The sequence below is a fragment of the Thauera sp. SDU_THAU2 genome (assembly GCF_038260575.1).
In the GTDB taxonomy this organism is placed as follows: Bacteria; Pseudomonadota; Gammaproteobacteria; order Burkholderiales; family Rhodocyclaceae; genus Thauera.
Map to the genome: position 1 here is coordinate 4,526,833 of NZ_JBBWUN010000003.1, position 20,333 is coordinate 4,547,165.

Sequence of the window (20,333 nt, forward strand, 5' to 3'; positions counted from 1 at the left end):
GCCCAACCATCGCCGGTAATCCAATGCCCATGACCCATCAGCCCATCCCGCGCTCCCGCACCCGCTACGGCGTGCTCCCCGCGTTCCTGCTCGCCACCTTGCTCGCCGGCTGCGCCGGCAACCGGCACATCGAACGGCCGGTGGGCAGCGCGCAGGAACTGCTGCCCATCGCCCGTGCCGATTCCCGCGCCGCCGGCCTCGATGCCGAAGACTTGCCGGAGCAGGGCGAACCGATGCTGTTCGCCGGCAACGACATCATGATCAAGACCCCGTCCGCGCGCGGCGTCATCAGCGGCAAGGGTGAAAAAGTCAGCCTGCGTTTCGAGAAAGCGCCCATCGAAGAAGTCGTGCACGCCGTCTTCGGCGACATGCTCGGCCTCGACTACGCCATCGTCACCCCGCTGGCCGGCGAAATCACCGTCTACACCCAGCGCCCGGTCGGCCGCGACCAGGTGCTCGACCTGCTCGATTCGCTGCTGAAGGCCAACGGCTTCGGCATCGCCCAGGATGCCGCCGGGCGCTACCGCATCGGCCGCGTCGATGTCGTCAGCGGCGACATTCCGCCGCCCAGCCGGCCTGCCGCCCTGCCGGCCGGCAGCGGCAGCGTCATCGTCCCGCTGCAATACATCAGCGCCGCCGAAATGGCCGAGATCCTGCGCCCGGTCGCCAGCGACGCCGCCATCGTCCGTGTCGATACCGTGCGCAACCTCATCATGCTCACCGGCTCGCGCAACCAGATCGAAGGCTGGCTCGAACTCGTCGCCACCTTCGACGTGGATTTCCTCAAGGGCGTGTCGGTCGGCCTGTTCCCGCTGATCAACGTCTCGGCTGCCGACGTCGATGCCACGCTGCGCGCCATGTTCGGCGAGCAGGGCGTCGCCACCGGCAGCGGCGCTGCTGCGCCCGGCGGTGCCGCCGCCGCGCAGCCTGCGCCGCGGGGCGGTGGCGGCGGGGCGGCGGCGGCCATCGGCGCCGCGCCCACGCCGGGCGGCGGCAACCTCGGCCCGCTCACCGGCCTGGTCCGCATCCTGCCCATCGAACGCCTCAACGCCCTGCTCGTCGTCACCCCGCGTGCCCACTACCTGCAGCAGGCCCGGCAGTGGATCGAACGCCTCGACCGTCCCGCCGGCCTCGGCAACGACACCCGCCTATATGTATACCCGGTGCAGAACGGCAACGCCCAGCACCTCGCCAGCCTGCTCAGCGCGCTCTACGGCGGCGAAGGCGGCGAAGTCGGCACCACCGCCCGCCAGGACAGCGGCGTCGCCCCCGGCCTGGGCCAGACCGGGCGCATCGGTAGCCGCAACACCGGCACCAGCAGCGGCCTGGGCGCCAGCAACCAGCGCAACACCGGCACCGCCGGCCAGGGCGGTACCGGCAGCGGCCCCGCGCTGACCCGCGTCGACCTCGCCCCCAACATCCGCGTCGTCGCCGACGACCGCAACAACGCCCTGCTGATCTACGCCAGCGGCCACGACTACCGCCGCCTCGCCGAAGCCCTGCGCAAGCTCGACGTCTCGCCGGTGCAGGTGCTGATCGAGGCCAGCATCCTCGAAGTCACCCTCAACGACGAGCTGCGCTATGGCCTGCAGTGGTACTTCAAGGGCGGCGCCGACGGCGGCGGCCGCGTCGGCATCGGCCAGCTCACCGGCGACGAGAGCGGCACCATCGGCCCGATCTCCCCCGGCTTCTCCTACTCCATCTTCGGCGCCGACGGCTCCATCCGCGCCGTGCTCAACGCCCTGGCCGGCAAGTCGCTGCTCAACGTGCTGTCCTCGCCCTCGGTCATGGTGCAGGACAACCGCACCGCCTTCATCCAGGTCGGCGACCAGCAGCCGATCAAGACCGCCACCTCCACCAGCGAAAGCGGCAACCTCACCACCGAATCCATCCAGTACAAGGACACCGGCGTGTCGCTGTCGGTCACGCCCACGGTCAATGCCGGCGACATGGTCAGCTTGTTGATCGACCAGTCCATCACCGACGTCGGCCCGATCGATGACGCGACCAAGCAGCGCAGCTTCATGGATCGCCAGCTGTCCACCGAAGTCGCCGTGCGCAGCGGCGAAACCATCATCCTCGGCGGCCTGATCCGCGACAACAAGACCGACGCCCGCAGCGGCATTCCGCTGCTGCACGACATCCCGGTGCTCGGAAACCTTTTCGGCTCCACCACGGTCCAGACCACCCGCACCGAGCTGCTGGTCATGATCACCCCCAGGGTGGTGCGCACCGAGCTCGACGTGCGCGAGGCCGGTGCCGAAATCCGCGAACGCATGCGCGGCTTGCGCGACCTGCTCGAATCTCCCGACCTGCGCGGCAAGCTGCACCACCTGCCGGCCGCGCCGGCCGCCGAGGTCATCGTCGAACCCATCATCCAGGAGAGAATTGCCGAATGAAATTCCCCGACACGCGCCATGCCACCCGGGCCGCCGCGGCGGCCCTCCCGCTGATCGCCGCCCTCGCGCTCGGCGGCTGCGCCGCGCTCGATTCCAGGACGCCCGAGCAGATCGTCGCCGAACGCGCCGCCGCGCGCTGGGAGGCCATCATCGCCAACGACTGGCAGGCCGCCTACCAGTACACCACCCCCGGCTATCGCGCCACCAACAAGCTCGAGGCCTACCAGGGCCGCCTGCAGAGCGCCGTCATCCGCCGCCAGGGCATCGAGGTCTCCGGCGTCGAATGCCCCCAGCCCGACAGTTGCACCGCCACCCTGCTGCTGGCCTACCAGCCGCTCCAGCCCGGCTTCCCGAGCATGAACACCCGCATGACCGAGCGCTGGATTCTCGAAGACGGCCGCTGGTACATCCACCTGCCGCTGTGAGGCCCGTAGGCGAACATCCCTCACCGCGCGCCCGATGGGTTTCGCTGCGCTCTACCCATCCTACGGGTTCCCGCAGCCTGTAGGATGGGTAGAGCCGCAGGCGAAACCCATCACCGACTCCCCTTCGCCGCGCGCCCGATGGGTTTCGCTGCGCTCTACCCATCCTACGGGTTCCCGCAGCCTGTAGGATGGGTAGAGCCGCAGGCGAAACCCATCACCGAACTGGCGGGAGAGCGCCAAGCCCGTAGAATCCGGGGCTGTGTCCGTTTTCCGTCAGGAGTCGCCATGTCCCGCAAGAAGCTGCCGATCGGCATCCAGACTTTCCGCGAAATCCGCGAGGACGGCTGCTACTACGTCGACAAGACGGGTTTTGCCCTGCGGCTGATCCGCGAAGGCAAGCATTACTTCCTGTCGCGCCCCCGGCGCTTCGGCAAGAGCCTGTTCATCGACACGCTGGGCGAGCTGTTCGAAGGCAAGGAGGCGCTGTTCCGTGGTCTGCATTGCCACGACAAATGGGACTGGTCGGTGGCGTATCCGGTGATCCGCATCAGCTTTGCCGAAGGCGTGCTTCAGGAGCAGGGCGTGCTGGCGCAGCGGATTCGCAGCATCCTGCGGGTCAATGCCGAACGCCTGGGCGTGGCCGACCGTCCGGACTTGCCGGTGCCAGACAGTTTCATCGCGCTGATACAGGCTGCCGAACGGCGATACGGCCAGCGCGTGGTGGTGCTGGTGGACGAATACGACAAACCGGTTCTGGACAATCTGACGCGTCCGGACATCGCGCGGCAGATGCGCGACGGGCTGCGCGACCTGTACTCGGTGATCAAGGGGCAGGACGCGCACATCAAGTTCGCGATGCTCACCGGGGTGTCGAAGTTCAGCAAGGTGAGCCTGTTCTCGGGGCTGAACAACCTCAATGACATCACCGTCGATGCGCGCTACTCGGCGATCTGCGGCTATACCGATGCGGATGTGGATGGCGAATTCGCGCCGGAGCTGCCGGGCCTGGATCGGCAGCGCATCCGCGAGTGGTACAACGGCTACAACTGGACGGGGGAGTCGGTGTACAACCCCTTCGACCTGCTGCTGCTGTTTTCCAACCGTGACTTTCGGGCCTACTGGTTCGAGACCGGCACGCCGACCTTCCTGATCGACCTGCTGACCGAGCGGCGCACCTTCCTGCCCGACCTGGAACGGCTTCAGGCGCCTGAAAGCCTGCTGTCGGCCTTCGAGGTCGGTGACATTTCCACCGAGGCGCTGCTGTTCCAGACCGGCTATCTGACCATCGAATCGGTACGCCGCATCGGTGCCTTCGGCCAGTACCGTCTGCGTTTCCCCAATCAGGAAGTGCGCGCCAGCCTGAACGGCGCGCTGCTGCAACGCCTGCGCCCCAATCCGGCCGAGTATGGCGCGTACAGCACCCGACTCTACGACCTGCTGCTGGCCAACGACTTCGCCGGCATGGAGCAATTGTTCACGGCGTTTTTCGCCAGCATCCCGCACGACTGGTTCCGCAACACGCCGATCGCGCAGTACGAGGGCTACTACGCCAGCGTGTTCTACGCTTACTTTGCGGCGCTGGGGCTGGACATCGTGCCGGAGGAATCGAGCAACGCGGGCCGGCTGGACATGGCGGTGCGCTTCAACGGGCAGGTGTACCTGTTCGAGTTCAAGGTGGTGGAGATCGAGCCGGAAGGCGGCGCGCTGGCGCAGATCAAGGCTCGGGGGTATGCGGACAAGTGCCGCGACCGGCAGGAGCCGATCCACCTGGTCGGCGTGGAGTTCAGCCGCGAGCAGCGCCGGGTGGTGGGCTTCGAAGTGGAAACCCGGCACCCGTAACCCGTCACCGAACATCCCCGCACCGCGCCTTGATGGGTTTCGCTGCGCTCTACCCATCCTACTCTGCCGTGAGCCCGTAACCCGTAGGATGGGTAGAGCCGCAGGCGAAACCCATCACCGACTCCCCTTCTCCGCGCGCCCGACGGGTTTCGCTGCGCTCTACCCATCCTGCGGGTTCCCGCAGCCTGTAGGATGGGTAGAGCCGCAGGCGAAACCCATCACCGAACTGGCGGGAGAGCGCCAAGCCCGTAGAATCCGGGGCTGTGTCCGTTTTCCGTCAGGAGTCGCCATGTCCCGCAAGAAGCTGCCGATCGGCATCCAGACTTTCGCCAAGATTCGCGAGGCGGACTATTACTACGTCGACAAGACCCGCTTCGCACTGCGGCTGATCGACGAGGGTACGCACTATTTTCTGTCGCGCCCCCGGCGCTTCGGCAAGAGCCTGTTCATCGACACGCTGGGCGAGCTGTTCGAAGGCAAGGAGGCGCTGTTCCGCGGTCTGTACTGCCACGGGCAGTGGGACTGGTCGGTCAGGTATCCGGTGATCCGCCTCAGCTTCGGCAGCGGGGTGATGGAAAGCCGTGCCGAACTGGACGAGCGCATTGCGTATCTGCTGGAACACAATGCGCAGCGTCTGGGCCTGGATGAGCTGCCGCCGGGCCCGGTGCCGAACCGCTTCGGCACGCTGATCGAACGGGCCGGACAGCGGCATGGCCGGCGCGTGGTGGTGCTGGTCGACGAGTACGACAAGCCGATCCTGGACAACCTGACGCGTCCGGACGTTGCGCGGCAGATGCGCGACGGGCTGCGGGACCTGTACTCGGTGATCAAGGATGCGGACGCGCACATCAGGTTCGCGATGCTCACCGGGGTGTCGAAGTTCAGCAAGGTGAGCCTGTTCTCGGGGCTGAACAACCTCAATGACATCACCGTCGATGCGCGCTACTCGGCGATCTGCGGCTATACCGATGCGGATGTGGATGGCGAATTCGCGCCGGAGCTGCCGGGCCTGGATCGGCAGCGCATCCGCGAGTGGTACAACGGCTACAACTGGACGGGGGAGTCGGTGTACAACCCCTTCGACCTGCTGCTGCTGTTTTCCAACCGTGACTTTCGGGCCTACTGGTTCGAGACCGGCACGCCGACCTTCCTGATCGACGTGCTGACCGAGCGGCGCACCTTCCTGCCCGACCTGGAGCGGCTGCAAGCGTCGGACAGTCTGCTGTCGGCCTTCGAGGCCGGGGACATCGGTACCGAGGCGCTGCTGTTCCAGACGGGTTATCTGACCATTGGCGGGGTGCAGCGCCTGGGGGTGATGCCGCGCTACCGGCTGCGCTACCCGAATCTGGAAGTGCGCGCCAGCCTCACCGAAGCCCTGCTGCGGCGGCTGTCGCCCGAACCGGGCCCGGTGCTGGAACGTTCGGGACGGCTGTACGGGCTGCTCGAGGCCAACGACTTCGCCGGCATGGAGCAATTGTTCACGGCGTTTTTCGCCAGCATCCCGCACGACTGGTTCCGCAACACGCCGATCGCGCAGTACGAGGGCTACTACGCCAGCGTGTTCTACGCTTACTTTGCGGCGCTGGGGCTGGACATCGTGCCGGAGGAATCGAGCAACGCGGGCCGGCTGGACATGGCGGTGCGCTTCAACGGGCAGGTGTACCTGTTCGAGTTCAAGGTGGTGGAGATCGAGCCGGAAGGCGGCGCGCTGGCGCAGATCAAGGCGCGGGGGTATGCGGACAAGTACCGCGACCGGCAGGAGCCGATCCACCTGGTCGGCGTGGAGTTCAGCCGCGAGCAGCGCCGGGTGGTGGGCTTCGAGGTGGAAACGCAATGAGGCACGAGGAGCAGCCGTAGGATGGGTAGAGCCGAAGGCGAAACCCATCGCCGCACCGGCTACATCCACCTGCCGCTCCAGCCCCGTTTCCCGGGCATGAATACCCGCTTCACCGGGCGCTGGATTCTCGACGGCGGCCAGTGGTACATTCGCCTCCCGCTGTGAGCCCGATCCCGTGTAACGGCGGGCTTTTCGCCGGCGGGTGTGACAGGGTTCCTCGCCCGGGTTTTTTATTGCACAATGTTGTGCAAATGCAACGAAAAATGGGCTGTCATGCCATCCTGTTCGATTGTGTTGCGTTACTTCCTGTGCTACTAACGTTCCCGTAAGTAGTGTCATGTGAGCGATAATATGCCCCATGAAATGCAAACGACCTTCCGACGGCCGTGCCCTCGATCATCACACCTTGCAGGTGATGCGGCAGCAGGCTGTCAAAGCAGTGCGTGAGGGGCAGACAGTGCAAAGCGTCGCGGCGGCGTATGGCGTGAATGAGCGCAGCGTTTTCCGGTGGCTCGCCGACTTTGCCAATGGCGGGCAGAACGCATTGCTGGCCAAGCCGATTCCGGGGCGCCCCAGCAAACTCAGCGCCGAGGAGTTGTCGTGGATCGCCAATGCCGTTCGTGACCATAACCCGCAGCAGTTCAAGTTCGAGTTCGGCTTGTGGACGCTGTCGCTGATCCGTCACCTGATCAAGCGCCAGTTCAAGAAGGAGTTGTCGGTCTCCTCGGTCCACCGTCTCATGAAGATCCTGGGCTTCAGCGCCCAGAAGCCGCTCTACCAGGCGTGGCAGCAAGACCCGGTGCTGGTGCGCACGTGGGAGACGGAGACCTACCCCACGATCCGCGCCGAAGCCAAGCGGGTCGGCGCAACGATCTACTTTGGCGACGAGTCGGGTATCCGCTCGGATTACCACACCGGCACGACCTGGGCGCCGCAGGGCCAGACGCCGGTGGTGCAGGCGACGGGCCGGCGCTTCTCGCTGAACATGATCTCGGCGGTTAGCACGCAGGGCGAGTTTCGATTCATGTTGCATGAAGGCTCGGTTGGCGCGAAGGTGTTCGTCGAGTTCCTCAAGCGCTTGATGGTCAATGCCGAGAAGCCGGTGTTTCTGATCGTCGATGGTCATCCGATCCACAAGGCAAAGATGGTCAAGAGCTACGTCGAGGGCTTGGACGGCAAGCTCAAACTCTTCTACCTGCCGCCGTACTCGCCGCATCTGAACCCCGATGAAACGGTCTGGGCTCATGTGAAGCGCAAGGTTTCGCGCCAGTTGGTCGAGAGTGCCGAGGAGATGAAGCGACTCGCACTCGGTGCATTGCGCAGCATCCAGAAGCTCCCTGAACTCGTGAAGTCATTTTTCAGGCAGCCAGAGTGCCGCTATATCCTGGAATGACTCTACTTATTGAAAAGTTAGTAAGTTTCGCCTCAGCCAGCGTAATACTGCTATGGGCACGTTGAGCTAAGTTAACTTGGTACGCTGTTCGTTTCGATACAAAAGGAGTTTTGTTAATGAAGAAGAATCTTCTCGCCGCCAGCCTGGCCCTTGCGCTCGGTTCGCTGTCCGGTGCCGCTACTGCTGCGCTGACAGTCCAGGACACCGTTCATATCGGCCAGATCAACGTCCTGCCCTACTACAGCGTGCAAGACAGCTACAACACCCTGATCACCATCACCAACACCGACACGCGCATGTTGAATGGTGCGGAAGTGGGCAATGGCAAAGTGGTCAAGATTCGCTTCCGCGCCGCCGAGTGGTCGGACGACGCGCTGGACTTCCAGATCTTCCTGTCGCCCGCCGACGTGTGGACCGGTGCCTTCGGCATCGTCGATGGCAAGCTGGTGCTGAAGACTTCGGACAAGTCGTGCACCCTGCCGGCCAACCTGGACGGCCAGGAGTTCACCACCATCCGTGTCGAGGGTGGCGACGTGAACCGCCTGAAGGAAGGCTATGTCGAGATCATCACGATGGCCGACATTCCGAAGAAGCTGAATGGCGAGGATCCTGCTGATTCTAGCATCCGTGACAACCCGTTGTGGACGGCTGTCAAGCACAAGGATGGCGTGGCGACTTGCGGTACGACGGTGAGTGGCCTGCTCGAAAACAGCACCCGTGATCGTATTACTCCGCTCATCGATGTCACCACGGCCAACCTCACCGAGGCTGAGGCTGCGGCTGCGTCGGCCCAGGGCTCGTGGCTGGTTCCGGCCACCCCCAGCCTGATGTCCAGCGCAACCGTGATCGCCGTGCAGGATTCCAAGGCTTTCACCGTGCCGGGCGTGGCGATTCGGGGTGATAACACTGATTTCGCGCAAGTCCAGTACTTCCGCCAGTCGAACACCTCGAGCAACTTTGGTACCAATGACGACGCTCGCCTCCTGACGGCCGACCGCCTGTTCTGGCCCGAGCAGGTTGCGGGTACCGTGGTTGCGGGGACCGCCACGGCGGTCGCGGATTTGCCCCAGTTGGGCGCCAACTATCCGGTGTTCCAGTTCGACCTGCCCGACCTGAGCACCCCGTTCGACGGTACTTCCGATGCAGTCGAATGGCGTGACATGATCGCTGTGCAGTTGCAGAAGGGTTCGGTGGCCACCGACTACGTCATCGCCTCGAGCATCCAGGCTTCGACCGACGTCGTGCTGAGCCAGCCGCTTCGCCGCTACTTCTACGACTACGCGGTGGCCCCCGCCGGTACGAACTTCAACCGCACGATCCGTGGCGTCAATTATCTGGTGAGCGGTGAACACCAGACGCCGTACGCGGAACTGACGCTCAGCAACAAGGTTGAAGTCGGCGCGCCGACCTTCTGGGATCGCGAAGAGCAGACCTTCGTTTCCGAAGACGACATCGTCGTGTCGCCGCAGGAGCCGGGCGAGTCCGCCAAGTACTACCTGGAAGGCGAAGTTTCGGTGGTGTCGATCAAGAAGCGCGGCGCTGCCGACGCTCCGACCGAAGCCATCGGCGCCCGCCTGACCGACGTCGACTGGAGCTTCAGCCAGCCCTACACCGCGGGTTGGGCCGTGCTGAGCACGACGACGGTGGAAGACAGCGGCACCGCCCTCAAGTGGATTGCTAATACGGGTAATCTGAACCTGGCCGGTAATAGCTTGGGTTATCAACTGCCGGTGGTCGGCTTCACCGCGATCAACATCTTCAACTCCGGTGCCGGTGCCGCGGGCACCAACTACGGCCAGGTCCTGCCGCTGCGTACGCTGGACTAAGCTGAACGTGTGGGTTCGGCGGGCTTCGGCCCGCCGGCTCTCGCAAAACAAAGGCGGGCTTGCCCGCCTTTGTTGTTTCCGTCGTTTGTAAATTGATTTTTCACGGGACGAAGCCATGCGTCTGTTGAACTTGAAACGCCTGTTTGTCTCCTGCATCGCCCTGCTGGCCCTGCCTGCCGCTGCCGCGGATGTGGCTGCCTATCATGACCAGCATGTCGATGCCGCCGAACTCGAAGCCGCTTTCGCCACGATGGCGCCGGATCTGCGTGCTGCCGTGCTGCAGAAGCCCGACTCGGCGCGCAATTTCGCCGCCGATCTGCTGACCCGCCGGGTGCTGGCCGAACGCGCCCGCGCCGACAAGCTCGATGCCGACCCGGTGTTGGCTGCCCGCGCCCGCCAGGCCGCCGACATGGTGCTACTCGAAGCGCAACTGACGCGCGTCGCCGACGCCGCCGTTGACCCCGCGGCCGTCGCCGCGCTGGCGCGCGAGGAATACCGCGCCTACCCCGAACGCTTCCGCCGTGGCGAGGAAGTACGCGCCCGCCACATCCTGCTGCCGTCCTGCGCCTGCGTCGACGACAAGGGCCGCGCCCAGGCCGAGGCCGTGCTCGCCCGGCTGAAGGCCGGTGAGGACTTCGCTGCGCTGGCCGCCGAATTCTCGATCGACAAGTCCAATGCCGAGAAGGGCGGCGATCTCGGCTCCTTCGTCCGTGGCCGCATGGTCAAGGAATTCGAGGACGCCGCCTTCGCGCTGAAGGAGCCGGGCGAACTGTCCGACCTCGTCGAAACCCGCTTCGGCTACCACATCATCCGCCTCGAATCCCGCCGCGACGAAGGCCAGCGCACTTTCGACGAAGTCCGCGAACAGCTCGAAGCCAGCATCACCACCCAGTTGCGCAACAAGGCCCGCAACGACTACGTCCTCGCCCTGCACGCCGAGGAAGGCTTCACCATCGACGAAGCCGCCCTCGCCGCCGCCCTCGAAAAGCTCCGCAGCATCGAAGCGCCTGCAAACTGATGGGTTTCGCTACGCTCTACCCATCCTGTCCTGCTACCTTGGTCTGTCGCTTGCTTCTCGATCATGCTTGTAGTAACGTGGCTACATAAATTGATGCGGGAGGTGCTGTGATGACCATCACGACCTTGTCCAGCCGGGAACTGAACCAGGATGTGACGCGAGCCAAGAAGGCGGCCAGGAGTGGCCCTGTGTTCATCACGGATCGCGGCAAACCTGCGCACGTGCTGTTGAGCTTCGAGGACTATCAGCGGCTGACAAGGCAGCGGCGCAGCATTGCCGACGCCTTGGCGATGCCGGACGTTGCGGACATCGAATTCGAGCCGCCGCGCGTGACCGTTGAAATCAGCCCAGCCGATCTTTCATGATGTACGTTCTCGATACCAACGTGGTGTCCGAGCTGCGCAAGCTGCGGTTTGGCAAGGCCGATGCGAACCTGGCGGCATGGGCGGAAAGCGTCGATGCCGCGGACCTGTTCGTGTCGGCCATTACCATCATGGAACTGGAGCTTGGTGTTTTGTCGATGGAGCGCAAGGATGCGGCCCAGGGAAACAGGCTGCGCGCGTGGCTGGAGCAGCATGTATTGCCCGAGTTCTCCGGCCGCACGCTGCCTGTCGATACCGTTGTGGCGCAACGCTGTGCCCGATTGCATGTTCCCGACAGGCGCAACGAGCGTGACGCCCTCATCGCGGCGACGGCGTTGGCGCATGGTATGGCGGTCGTCACGCGCAACGTGGCCGACTTCAAGCCTACGGGCGTGACCATCCTCGATCCGTGGGAGCCTTTGCAATGACTTCAGTCGGAGTGATGGGTTTCGCTGCGCTCTACCCATCCTGCCTGCGATCGTAGGAACCGTTGAAAAAACCGCGCAATCAGCCGGTTTCTTCCGACATATTGCGCGGCTTCCCGCCTGCGGCGGCTTCAGCCCTCCGGCCCGATCACCCCTTCCAGGTTCTCGGCCGTCAACACCGCCTCGATCCAGCCTTCCAGTTGCTCCAGCGGCGCCTGCGCCAGCCGCGCTTCTGCCCAGCCGGGCAGGGCGCCGAAACGCAGCTTCAACAGGCGACCCAGCATCCGGGCGGCTTCGCTCTGTTTTCCTTCCCGTTGTCCTTCTTGTCGCCCTTCCTGCCGCCCCTTGAGCGCGCCTTCCTGGCGAAGGCCTTCCATCCATTCGTCGATGCGTTCGGCCAGCATGGTGTCGATCTCCTGCAAAGTCTCGGGCAATTCGATCGTCTGCCCCGGATTCAGTTTCGACAGGATAGTGCGCCGGTAGAACACCGTAAAGGCGCGACTCAGGCTGTCGAAGCCGGGACCTTTGACGAGTTGGATCAGTGCCCGGGTCGTCTCGATGATGACCGGGTCGTCAGGCAGGTGGGTCTCCAGCTCGATCAGGCGCGCCATCAGATTGTCCGACAGGCGCTTCAGCTCTTCTTCCGGCACCCGTCCCTGGTCGAGCAGGTGATGGCGGAAGCGCGGGCTCCAGCGCGCCAGGCTGCCGGGCGCGGCGATCAGTTCGGCGACTTCGACACTGGCCCGCCATCTGGCCTTGCCGTCGTAGGGGGTGGAGGGCATGGAGATCGCAATGTCATAGATTTGACGGATTATGCCATTGGGTGAATCTGCCGCAAGCCTGCGTTGCGCTCCTGCGCGATAAACAAATCCACGTCGCCGCCTTTTGAGTTGCTGTTCTTATTGTAGGGTCTTCCATGACACCAATGCTTACGCCGTGGTGCGGGGATGGGCCGTGCTGCCACGCCGGAGATATGCCGTTTTTTGTACAATCTTGCCTTTCCCGCCGGACTGTCCTCCATGCATTCGTTCCGTTGCCAAAGCGTGCGTGCCGCCGTGTCCTGTCTCGCCGGTCGGTGTTGTATCGCCGGTCCGGCACGCTGAGCAGGGGGCGTACGGTCTTGTTCCGCTCCGTCTGGCGCCGCCGAAGCCTGCTGCTGGGCTTTTTGCGCCGCGAACTCGGCACGCGCTACGCCGGCACCATGGGGGGGGCATTGTGGGCCTTCATCCAGCCGGTGCTGTTGCTGGCGATTTACGCTTTTGTCTTCCGCCTGGTCTTCCGTGTGCAGCTGCCTGACCTGGGCGGCAATAGCTACGTCACCGTGGTGGCCTGTGCGCTGTGGCCGTGGATGGCGTTCCAGGAGGGCGTGCAGCGTGGCACGGTGGCGGTGGTCAATAATGCCGATCTGGTGCGCAAGGTGGCTTTCCCGCGCGAATTGCTGGTGATGGCGGCGGTGGCGGGCAGCTTCACCGTGCATCTGGCCGGTTTCGGCGTGGTGCTGCTGGCGCTGTCGCTGTGGGGCGAGAACCTGCACTTGGCGACGCTGCCGCTGGTGCTGGCGGGTTGGGCCGTGCTGGCCGTGCTGGCGCTGGCGCTGGCGCTGCTGACTTCGGGCATGCAGGTGGTGCTGAAGGACGTCGATCACATGCTCGGCCCGTTGTTCATGCTGGGCTTTTATGCCACCCCGGTGCTGTATCCGATGAGTATGGTGCCGGAGGCTTTCGCACCGTGGATGGGGCTGAATCCGATGGTGCATGCGCTGGAGCCGCTGCGTGCGGCCCTGTTGCAGGGCCAGTGGCAGATCGCTTCCTTGCTCGGTATGGCGCTGCTGGCGCTGCTGCTGCTGTGGGCCGGGCGCTGGGTGTTCACCCGCCTGTCCGCCCGCTTCGAGGATTTCCTGTGATGGCGGACGAGGTGCTGATCCGCCTGCGCGGCGTGTGCAAGCAGTATCCGATGGAGACGGGCGGAAGCGGGCGCCTGCGCACCATTGCGCGCCTGCTGGCCGGCCGCGCCTACGCCAACCCTTTCCATGCCCTGCGCGATGTCGACCTGGAGGTGCGGCGCGGCGAATCGCTGGGCCTGGTGGGCGCCAATGGCGCGGGCAAGTCGACGCTGCTGAAGACGATCGCCGGCGTGGTCCGTCCGTCCAGCGGCAGCGTGCAGATCAATGGCCGGGTGTCGGCGCTGCTGGAGCTTGGCGCGGGCTTCCACCCCGAATATACCGGGCGGCAGAACGTGTTCCTGGCGGCCTCGTTGATGGGCCTGAGCGACGAGGAAACCTGCGCCCGGCTGGATGACATCTTGTCCTTCGCCGACATCGGCGAGCACATCGACCAGCCGATCAAGCATTATTCGTCCGGCATGGTGGTGCGCCTCGGTTTCGCGGTGGCGACCTGCGTGCGGCCCGACATCCTGATCACCGACGAGGTGCTGGCGGTGGGCGACGAGTCCTTCCAGCGCAAATGCTCGGCCTGGATGGAGGATTACCTGGGCGAGGGCGGCACCTTGCTGCTGTGCTCGCACAGCATGTTCCACATCGACAAGCTGTGCAGCAAGGCGGCCTGGGTGCATGAGGGCGCGATCCGCGCCTATGGCGAGGCTCCGGCGGTGACGCGCGATTACCTGTGCTGGCACGAGGCACGCCTGGCACAGTCCCGCCCCGGTGTGGGCGTGCAGGCGGCAGGCCTGCATGCGGTGCGCAGCCTGCGGCTCAACGGCGTGGATGACGCTGAACTGGCGCTGCCGATGCACGGCCGCCTGGTGGTCAGCGGCACGGTGTTCGCCCCCGATGGCCGTCCGCCGGTGGTCGCCGTCGGCTTCGTCCGTGCCGATGGTTCGTCCATTTATGGGCTGTCGTCCGATATGGACGGTCATGAGTTGCGTGCGGTCGGCGACAATCTGTTCGCCTTTGCCCTCGAAGTTCCCGATCTGCCCTTGCTGCCGGGCCGTTACACGGTGCGCGGCCATGCGATGGATGCCGAAGGTCTGCGTCTGTTCGACGAGGTATCGCGCTCGCTGGTGGTGAGCGGGCAGACACGCGAGATGGGTTTGTGCCGCCTGGCGCACAACTGGATTGAAGAGTGAGGTTCAGGATGCGGCGTTGGCCTTTGGCGAGGGAAATCATCGGCTGGCTGCTGCTGGCCAGCACCATCGGCCTGACGGTGACGCTGCTCGTGACGCGGGTGCTGCAGGTCGATAAGGATTTTGGCGGTGCGGCGGGCTGTAGCGGCTGTTTCTACCGTAGCGTGGTGGTGAACGACTTGACCTATATGTCGGGCGTGCTGCTGCTGCTGCTGCTGGGCTTCCGTCTTAGCCGGTGGCCATTGGCGCTGCTGGCAAGGTCATTGGCCTTGTTCGGGCTGCTGATCTACGCCATGGACATCGTCGTGGCCCGTGAATTCTTTGCCCGACTGCGCTTCAGCGACGTGATGCAATTCGGCTCCGATCTGGGCCTGTTGAAGAAGCATGTGGAGAATACCGGGTTGGTCGGCACGAAGATGTGGCTGGGAGCGGGCGCTGCGGCTTTTGCGCTGCTGCTGGCCTTGCTGTGGCCCTCGCTGCGTGTCCTCCGCGGCCGGGCCGCTCTTGCCTTGCTGGGCCTGGCCTTGGTGGGCATGGTGGCAGGGCAGCTGATTTTCCCCGGCCAGTACGTGCATGACTGGGGTGTGCGCAATGTGCTGGCGGAGAACCTGAACACCGGTGTCTCCAAGCGCTACCGCAGCAGCATGGTCAGGGAAGCGCTGGCGGCGCCGGACAGTTTGCAGTGCAGCCCCGGCCGCGGCGAGCGCGACGACGTGATCGTGCTTATGGTGGAGTCGTGGTCGCCTTACCAGAGCGCCCTTTTTGGCGGCGGGCTGAACGACTGGACCCCCGAACTGGATGCGATCGCGCGGAGCAACGCCTGGTTCTCCCGCATGTACGCAGCGGGTTTCACCACCAATGAAGGTTTGATGGGTTTGCTGGTTGGGGCGGAATTGGTGGCGCCGGTGAAGTCTTTCTTTCATGCGACGCCTTTTGAAACGGCCTGGGGGGTGGAGCGCAGCTTGCCGCGCGTGCTGGGTGCCCACGGTTACCGGACGTCCTTCCTTACCACGGGCAACCTCAGCTTCACGCGCAAGGGCGAATGGCTGCGCGACGTCGGCTTCGACTACGTCGAAGGCCATGACCATCCGGCCTACGACGGTTTGCCGAGGCTGCATTTCGATTCCGCGCCGGACGAGGCCTTGTATCGGCGGACGCTGGCGCACCTGGATGAACTGGAAAGCGCGCCCGAGCGACAGCCTTATCTGCTGGTGATCGAAACCGTGTCTTCCCACCACCCGCACGTCCATCCTCATACCGGAGCGCGCGATGCGGAGTCGGTGTTCCGCTATACCGACGCGCAGGCGGCGGCCTTCTACCGTGCCTTGCAGGCACGGGGCTATTTCGAGCACGGCAGCCTGCTGGTGATCAGCGATCACCGCGCGATGGTGCCGGTGGGGATGGCCGAGCGCCAGCTTCTGGGGCGCGCGGTGTTGTCACGGATTCCGGCGTTCTGGGCAGGCAAGGGTGTGACGCCCGGTGAAGTGAGCCTGCCTTTCCACCAGGCTGATCTGCTGGATACGCTCGACCGCGCCACGGCCGACGAGTTCTGCGGCCGGCACGGTGTGCGCGACATGCTGGCGCCGGAACAGAGCCAGCCGCGCTGCCTGTACCACGGCCGGGGCGATACCCGCGACCTGGTGGATGTGTTCTGCCCCGATGGCGAAGGCACGATCCGCCTGAGCGGCAGGAAGACTGCGATGGAGAGCGCCGAGGGCTTGAGCGAGGTCCGCGCACGCGAAGTGGTCGACGCGCTCAACCGCTACCGCATTCGCGCCGACCACCATCACGAAGAATGGACACGCAAGGCTGCCCAGGGCGGCGGATGACGGCAGCCATGTATCAAGGCCGCTGAATCACCCAGGCGTCCTGCCGGCCCCAGAAGATCGCTGGAACGTGCTCCACTTGCGCCGGCTTTTCCGGCAGGCCGTCGATCGCGGCGCGGACGTAGATCGGTGAAACGAAGGTGTTGCCGTACAGGCTGGGGTCGAGCAGCGAGGATTCGCTGCTGCCGATGAAGTGATAGCCCTCTGGCGACAGCTCGATGCCGACGAGCTTCACGCAGAATTCGCCGTGCGTGGTGATGATGAGCATGCCGCCCGGCGCGAGCGCACGGTAGAGCCGTGCCAGCCAGCGTTGCCAAAGGCCGTCGGGCAGGTGGCTGAACAGCGAGAGCACGAAGATGGTGTCGTACTCGCCCCGGGTGTCGAGGTCTTCGGGCTGGGCGCAGGACGGGAAGCCCTTGATACCGAAAGTCTGGCACAGGAACTCCGTGCTGCCGGGCAGGATGTCCGACACCGTGAGGCTACCGGCGGGCAGCGCCTTGACCAAGTGGCGGGTGAAGCGGCCATGCCCGCTGGCGAATTCCAGGAAGCGCGGCGTGGTGCCGAGTTTGCGGTCGAGCTTCTCGTGCAGTTCGCGCAGCTCGGCCAGGGTACGCCAGCCATCGGCGAGATAGTCACGGACTGGGTTGGTCGAGCTGGGATGGCTGGCGAAGAAGCGGAAGATGTCGTCGTCAGGGTGGATGCGGCCCTCCAGGCCGAAGGCATGGCCCAGAGCGCCGTCCAGCTTGTGTTCTTCGAGCAGGTTCTGCGCATCCAGGTTGCCGGGTTCGAGCCGCTGGACGGCTTGCAGACAGGCCGCGGCCTGGCCGGGCTGGCCGCTGGCAAGAAGGGTGCGGGCGGCGTCGATGAGTTGGGCTGTGGTCATGTATGAGGCGGCAGCGGGGCAAATGCGGGATTGTAGTAGGATTGCCGGCCATGGTGCGGGGAGCGCGGATGCTGCGGATAGATGAAGAGGTGGTGGCGGAAGGACGGGTGATGCGCTGGCATCTGCCGAACGGCGAGCTGCGCCGTTTTCCGTTGTCGGGGGACGAACTGACGCTGCGCGCTTGTTTCGCTCCCTTCGAACCTTTGCACCAGTTCGTCGGCATCCTGCTGGGCATGCGGCCCTGCGGTGTGGCGGTGGATGCCTTGTCGGGCGTGTCGGCGGAGCTGGCGCGGGTGGCGCTGGCACTGGGCTTCGAGGTGACGTTGCGCTGGCCGGAGGCTGCGCGGGTGGGGCACGACGGGCATTCGTTGCGCTGGCTGGGCGGCTTGCTGGGTGCGGTGCCGTATTGCCTGCCGCCGCAGCACGAGGCCGACGAAGCCGCCTTGCGTGCCGTGCTGCCGGGCCTGCCGGCCTGCGTCGCCGAGGACGCTGTGCCACCTGCAGTTGCGCCGCCGGCGACGGATGGTTTCGGCTACGAGGCCTACGCCTTCGGTAACCGTGATCACGGCTTGCTGCTGGCGATGCAGGAGCGTTATGCGGCGCATTTCGCGGGTTGCCGGCAGGTGCTGGATCTGGGCTGCGGTACCGGCGTGTTTCTGGAGGTGCTGGCGCGCCAGGGGGCGAGCGCGACGGGCGTGGAGCGCAATGCGATGAGCGTGCGCTACGCACGCAGTCTCGGCCACGAAATCGTGGAGGCGGATGCGCTGGATTTCCTCGCCGGCCAGCAGGCATGCTGGGACGGCGTGTATTGCTCGCATTTCATCGAGCATCTACCGGTGGAGGCGGCCGAACTGCTGCTGCGCCGCACGGCCGCTGCCCTGCGCCCAGGCGGGCTGGCGGTGTTCGTGTTCCCAGATCCGGAATCGATCCGCAGCCAGTTGCTGGGGTTCTGGCGCGATCCCGAGCATGTGCGTTTCTACCACCCCGATCTGGTGACGGTGATGGCCGCGGCTTGTGGACTGGTGCTGGTGCACGATGGCCAGCGCGTGCCCGGCCGCCGGGTGGTGTCCTTCAGCATGGAGCCGCCGCTGGCCGCGCCGGCTGCGCCGCCGCCCGCCCGCTGGCCGCGCCGGCTGCTGGCTCGCCTCGGCCTGGCGACACGGGCCGAACTGGCGGCCGAGCGTGCGCGAGTCGACGTGCTGGAGGCCGCCGTGGGCCGCCTGTGGGAAGTCAATCAGACCTGGGCCTGGGACGACAATGCCTTGCTGTGCTTTCGCAAACCGGCAGGGGGACACGCGTGATGCGCGTGCATGGGGTGACCTTGAATCGCATGAGGATGAACGAATGCTGAGTGGCTTGATGCAGCGCCTGTTCGGCAGCCGGCAGCCCGAACCCGGCCCGCCGCCAGGCTGGCGGGTGCCAGTGCTGTGCTATCACAGCTGGACGATGGAGACCACGACCTATCAGGGCAATGACCATGTGGCGCTGGAGACCGATCTGGCCTGTCTTGCCGCGCGCGGCTACGCGGTGCTGCCGCTGCCCATGCTGGTCGAGGTGCTGCGTGGAGAGCGGCCCGGCAGCGAACTGGCGGGCCGCAAGCTGGTGGGCCTGAGCTTCGATGACGGGCGCGATCACGATTACCGCGACCTGCCGGGCGCGGATGGTGCACTGGTGCCGTCGATGCACACCATTCTGAGCCGGGCACGTATCGAGGTGCTGGGCGTGGGGCCGATGGCGGTGTCCTTCGTGCTGGCGTCGGCGCATGCACGCAGGGAACTGGACGTCACTTGCGGTTCGGGCCGCGGTGAATGGGAGGACGATTGGTGGGCGCCATGCGCAGAGGGCCGGGTGTTGGGCATCGGCAATCACGGTTGGGACCATGTGCATGACACCCTGGAAACGGTGCGCCAGCGCGACAATCTCAAGGGTTCCTTCTTCCACGTGGATACCTTCGAGGATGCCGAGGGCCAGATCGCCGAGGCACAGGCCGAGATCGACCGCTTGTGTGCGGGTCGTGCCCTGCCGTTGTTCGCCTATCCTTACGGTCATGTGCCGCCCTATGTACGTGACGAGTATTTTCCCCGGCATGGAGCGCGAGCCGGCGTGCGTGCGGCTTTCGGCACCGGCGGCGCGAGCGTGAGCGCAGACTCGCCGCTGTGGGACATTCCGCGCTTCGTCTGCGGCTGGCACTGGCATGATCCGGAGGAGTTCATGGCCTTGCTGGATTCGGTGGAGCGTGGAGAGCGGTGAGATGGGCGGTCAAATGAGCGCCTGGATGGACGGACGAGCGAGGCAGCGACGATGAGCTTGTGGAAGCGCCTGGGCAGGCTGTTGCCCGATGCGAGGACGGGGAGTGCGATCACCGAGGCTGTCGCGACGCCCGAGCCGCTGCCGGCCGTGGTCGAATCGCGGGCACCTGTGCCGGAAGCGGAGCCGATGGAGGCGCCGGCGCGCGATCTCGACGCGCTGTTCCAGGTGGTGGAGGTGGCCGATGCCGATTTCCTGGTCGGCGACCTGTTCCGGCGCCGTTTCGGCACGGACTCCTTTCCCCGCACGCCGAAGCATTTCGTCGCCTTCTACCGGGATGCGAGTGGTGGATTGTTGCCGCTGGGCTACGTGCACTTCGAAATCTGGGAGGGCCAGGCGATGGGGGAGGCCTGGTCATCGATGAGCGGCTCTACAGGCGCGTGCCGACGGCCGACCGGCAACTGATCCGTGCCCGGGGCGGAGTGGCGGAACTGTTGCTCGGCACCAGCATTGCGATGCTGCCACAGGACTTGATCGGCATCTGGGGCTATGTGGGTAACAAGCAGGCGGAGAAGGTCGATCTGCGGGTCGGCTTCCGCCATACCGGCGCGCCGCATGTGATGGTGATCTGGCGCAACGAGCCGGATGAGGCGGGCAAGGCGCACTGGCTGCAGAAGGTGGTGGAATACGGGTCGTTTTAGTCGGGATTGTGTCTCATGGTGGGGTGATGGGTTTCGCCTGCGGCCCTACCCATCCTGCTGATGACAATGAA

The 20,333-nt window shown here is 65.2% G+C and carries 19 protein-coding genes; 17 read left to right on the plus strand and 2 right to left on the minus strand.

The window, feature by feature from the left end:
- Window positions 1-29: 29 nt before the first annotated feature.
- The 10 genes from gspD (at window position 30) to AAFL97_RS22940 (ending at window position 11,527) form a co-directional block, all read left to right on the plus strand.
- Window positions 30-2,399, plus strand: a complete 2,370-nt coding sequence (gspD, locus tag AAFL97_RS22895; RefSeq protein WP_341646885.1) for a type II secretion system secretin GspD — start codon at window positions 30-32, stop codon at window positions 2,397-2,399.
- Window positions 2,396-2,824, plus strand: a complete 429-nt coding sequence (locus AAFL97_RS22900; RefSeq protein ID WP_341646886.1) for a hypothetical protein — start codon at window positions 2,396-2,398, stop codon at window positions 2,822-2,824. The genes gspD and AAFL97_RS22900 overlap by 4 nt, the downstream gene beginning before the upstream one ends.
- Before the next feature lie 285 nt (window positions 2,825-3,109).
- Window positions 3,110-4,663, plus strand: a complete 1,554-nt coding sequence (locus tag AAFL97_RS22905) for an ATP-binding protein (RefSeq protein WP_341646887.1) — start codon at window positions 3,110-3,112, stop codon at window positions 4,661-4,663.
- 289 nt (window positions 4,664-4,952) lie between these two features.
- Window positions 4,953-6,500 (plus strand): ATP-binding protein, encoded by a 1,548-nt coding sequence (locus AAFL97_RS22910; protein ID WP_341646888.1) that lies wholly within the window; start codon window positions 4,953-4,955, stop codon window positions 6,498-6,500.
- 21 nt (window positions 6,501-6,521) lie between these two features.
- A complete protein-coding gene (locus AAFL97_RS22915; protein ID WP_341646889.1) occupies window positions 6,522-6,665 on the plus strand; it encodes a hypothetical protein in 144 nt (47 codons plus the stop codon).
- Window positions 6,666-6,858: 193 nt separating this feature from the next.
- Window positions 6,859-7,893, plus strand: coding sequence for an IS630 family transposase (locus AAFL97_RS22920; RefSeq protein WP_048705947.1), 1,035 nt, complete (start codon window positions 6,859-6,861; stop codon window positions 7,891-7,893).
- A gap of 116 nt (window positions 7,894-8,009) precedes the next feature.
- Window positions 8,010-9,719 (plus strand): hypothetical protein, encoded by a 1,710-nt coding sequence (locus tag AAFL97_RS22925; RefSeq protein ID WP_341646890.1) that lies wholly within the window; start codon window positions 8,010-8,012, stop codon window positions 9,717-9,719.
- Between the two features lie 115 nt (window positions 9,720-9,834).
- Window positions 9,835-10,737 (plus strand): peptidylprolyl isomerase, encoded by a 903-nt coding sequence (locus AAFL97_RS22930; protein WP_341646891.1) that lies wholly within the window; start codon window positions 9,835-9,837, stop codon window positions 10,735-10,737.
- 110 nt (window positions 10,738-10,847) lie between these two features.
- Entirely contained in the window at window positions 10,848-11,102 is a 255-nt protein-coding gene (locus tag AAFL97_RS22935) for a type II toxin-antitoxin system Phd/YefM family antitoxin (protein WP_341646892.1), read from the plus strand.
- Complete coding sequence (locus AAFL97_RS22940) at window positions 11,099-11,527, plus strand: type II toxin-antitoxin system VapC family toxin (RefSeq protein WP_341646893.1); 429 nt, start codon at window positions 11,099-11,101, stop codon at window positions 11,525-11,527. The genes AAFL97_RS22935 and AAFL97_RS22940 overlap by 4 nt, the downstream gene beginning before the upstream one ends.
- A 128-nt stretch (window positions 11,528-11,655) precedes the next feature.
- Here AAFL97_RS22940 and AAFL97_RS22945 read toward each other — a convergent pair whose 3' ends face one another.
- Window positions 11,656-12,306: a DUF4351 domain-containing protein gene (locus tag AAFL97_RS22945; protein WP_341646894.1), complete on the minus strand. Its 651-nt coding sequence runs from the start codon at window positions 12,304-12,306 to the stop codon at window positions 11,656-11,658.
- 338 nt (window positions 12,307-12,644) lie between these two features.
- Between AAFL97_RS22945 and AAFL97_RS22950 the strand changes: the two genes are divergently transcribed.
- The 3 genes from AAFL97_RS22950 to AAFL97_RS22960 are packed head-to-tail and all read left to right on the plus strand — an operon-like array spanning window position 12,645 to window position 16,434.
- Window positions 12,645-13,427, plus strand: a complete 783-nt coding sequence (locus tag AAFL97_RS22950; RefSeq protein WP_341646895.1) for an ABC transporter permease — start codon at window positions 12,645-12,647, stop codon at window positions 13,425-13,427.
- The gene (locus AAFL97_RS22955) at window positions 13,427-14,608 is read left to right on the plus strand and encodes an ABC transporter ATP-binding protein (RefSeq protein ID WP_341646896.1); all 1,182 of its coding nucleotides are present in this window, start codon (window positions 13,427-13,429) and stop codon (window positions 14,606-14,608) included. The genes AAFL97_RS22950 and AAFL97_RS22955 overlap by 1 nt, the downstream gene beginning before the upstream one ends.
- A 23-nt stretch (window positions 14,609-14,631) precedes the next feature.
- Window positions 14,632-16,434: a sulfatase-like hydrolase/transferase gene (locus AAFL97_RS22960; protein WP_341646897.1), complete on the plus strand. Its 1,803-nt coding sequence runs from the start codon at window positions 14,632-14,634 to the stop codon at window positions 16,432-16,434.
- A gap of 13 nt (window positions 16,435-16,447) precedes the next feature.
- On the opposite strand, the gene AAFL97_RS22965 is transcribed toward AAFL97_RS22960, so the two are convergent.
- Window positions 16,448-17,314 carry a class I SAM-dependent methyltransferase gene (locus AAFL97_RS22965; RefSeq protein ID WP_341646898.1) on the minus strand — a complete coding sequence of 289 codons (867 nt, stop codon included), beginning with the start codon at window positions 17,312-17,314 and terminating at the stop codon, window positions 16,448-16,450.
- Between the two features lie 68 nt (window positions 17,315-17,382).
- Between AAFL97_RS22965 and AAFL97_RS22970 the strand changes: the two genes are divergently transcribed.
- From AAFL97_RS22970 to AAFL97_RS22985, 4 genes are read left to right on the plus strand one after another with little or no spacing between them, the layout of a single operon-like run.
- A complete protein-coding gene (locus AAFL97_RS22970) occupies window positions 17,383-18,615 on the plus strand; it encodes a class I SAM-dependent methyltransferase (RefSeq protein ID WP_341646899.1) in 1,233 nt (410 codons plus the stop codon).
- Between the two features lie 43 nt (window positions 18,616-18,658).
- Window positions 18,659-19,564, plus strand: coding sequence for a hypothetical protein (locus tag AAFL97_RS22975; RefSeq protein WP_341646900.1), 906 nt, complete (start codon window positions 18,659-18,661; stop codon window positions 19,562-19,564).
- A 57-nt stretch (window positions 19,565-19,621) separates the two neighbouring features.
- The gene (locus tag AAFL97_RS22980) at window positions 19,622-20,026 is read left to right on the plus strand and encodes a hypothetical protein (RefSeq protein WP_341646901.1); all 405 of its coding nucleotides are present in this window, start codon (window positions 19,622-19,624) and stop codon (window positions 20,024-20,026) included.
- Window positions 20,002-20,262, plus strand: coding sequence for a hypothetical protein (locus AAFL97_RS22985; RefSeq protein WP_341646902.1), 261 nt, complete (start codon window positions 20,002-20,004; stop codon window positions 20,260-20,262). The genes AAFL97_RS22980 and AAFL97_RS22985 overlap by 25 nt, the downstream gene beginning before the upstream one ends.
- Window positions 20,263-20,333: the final 71 nt, after the last annotated feature.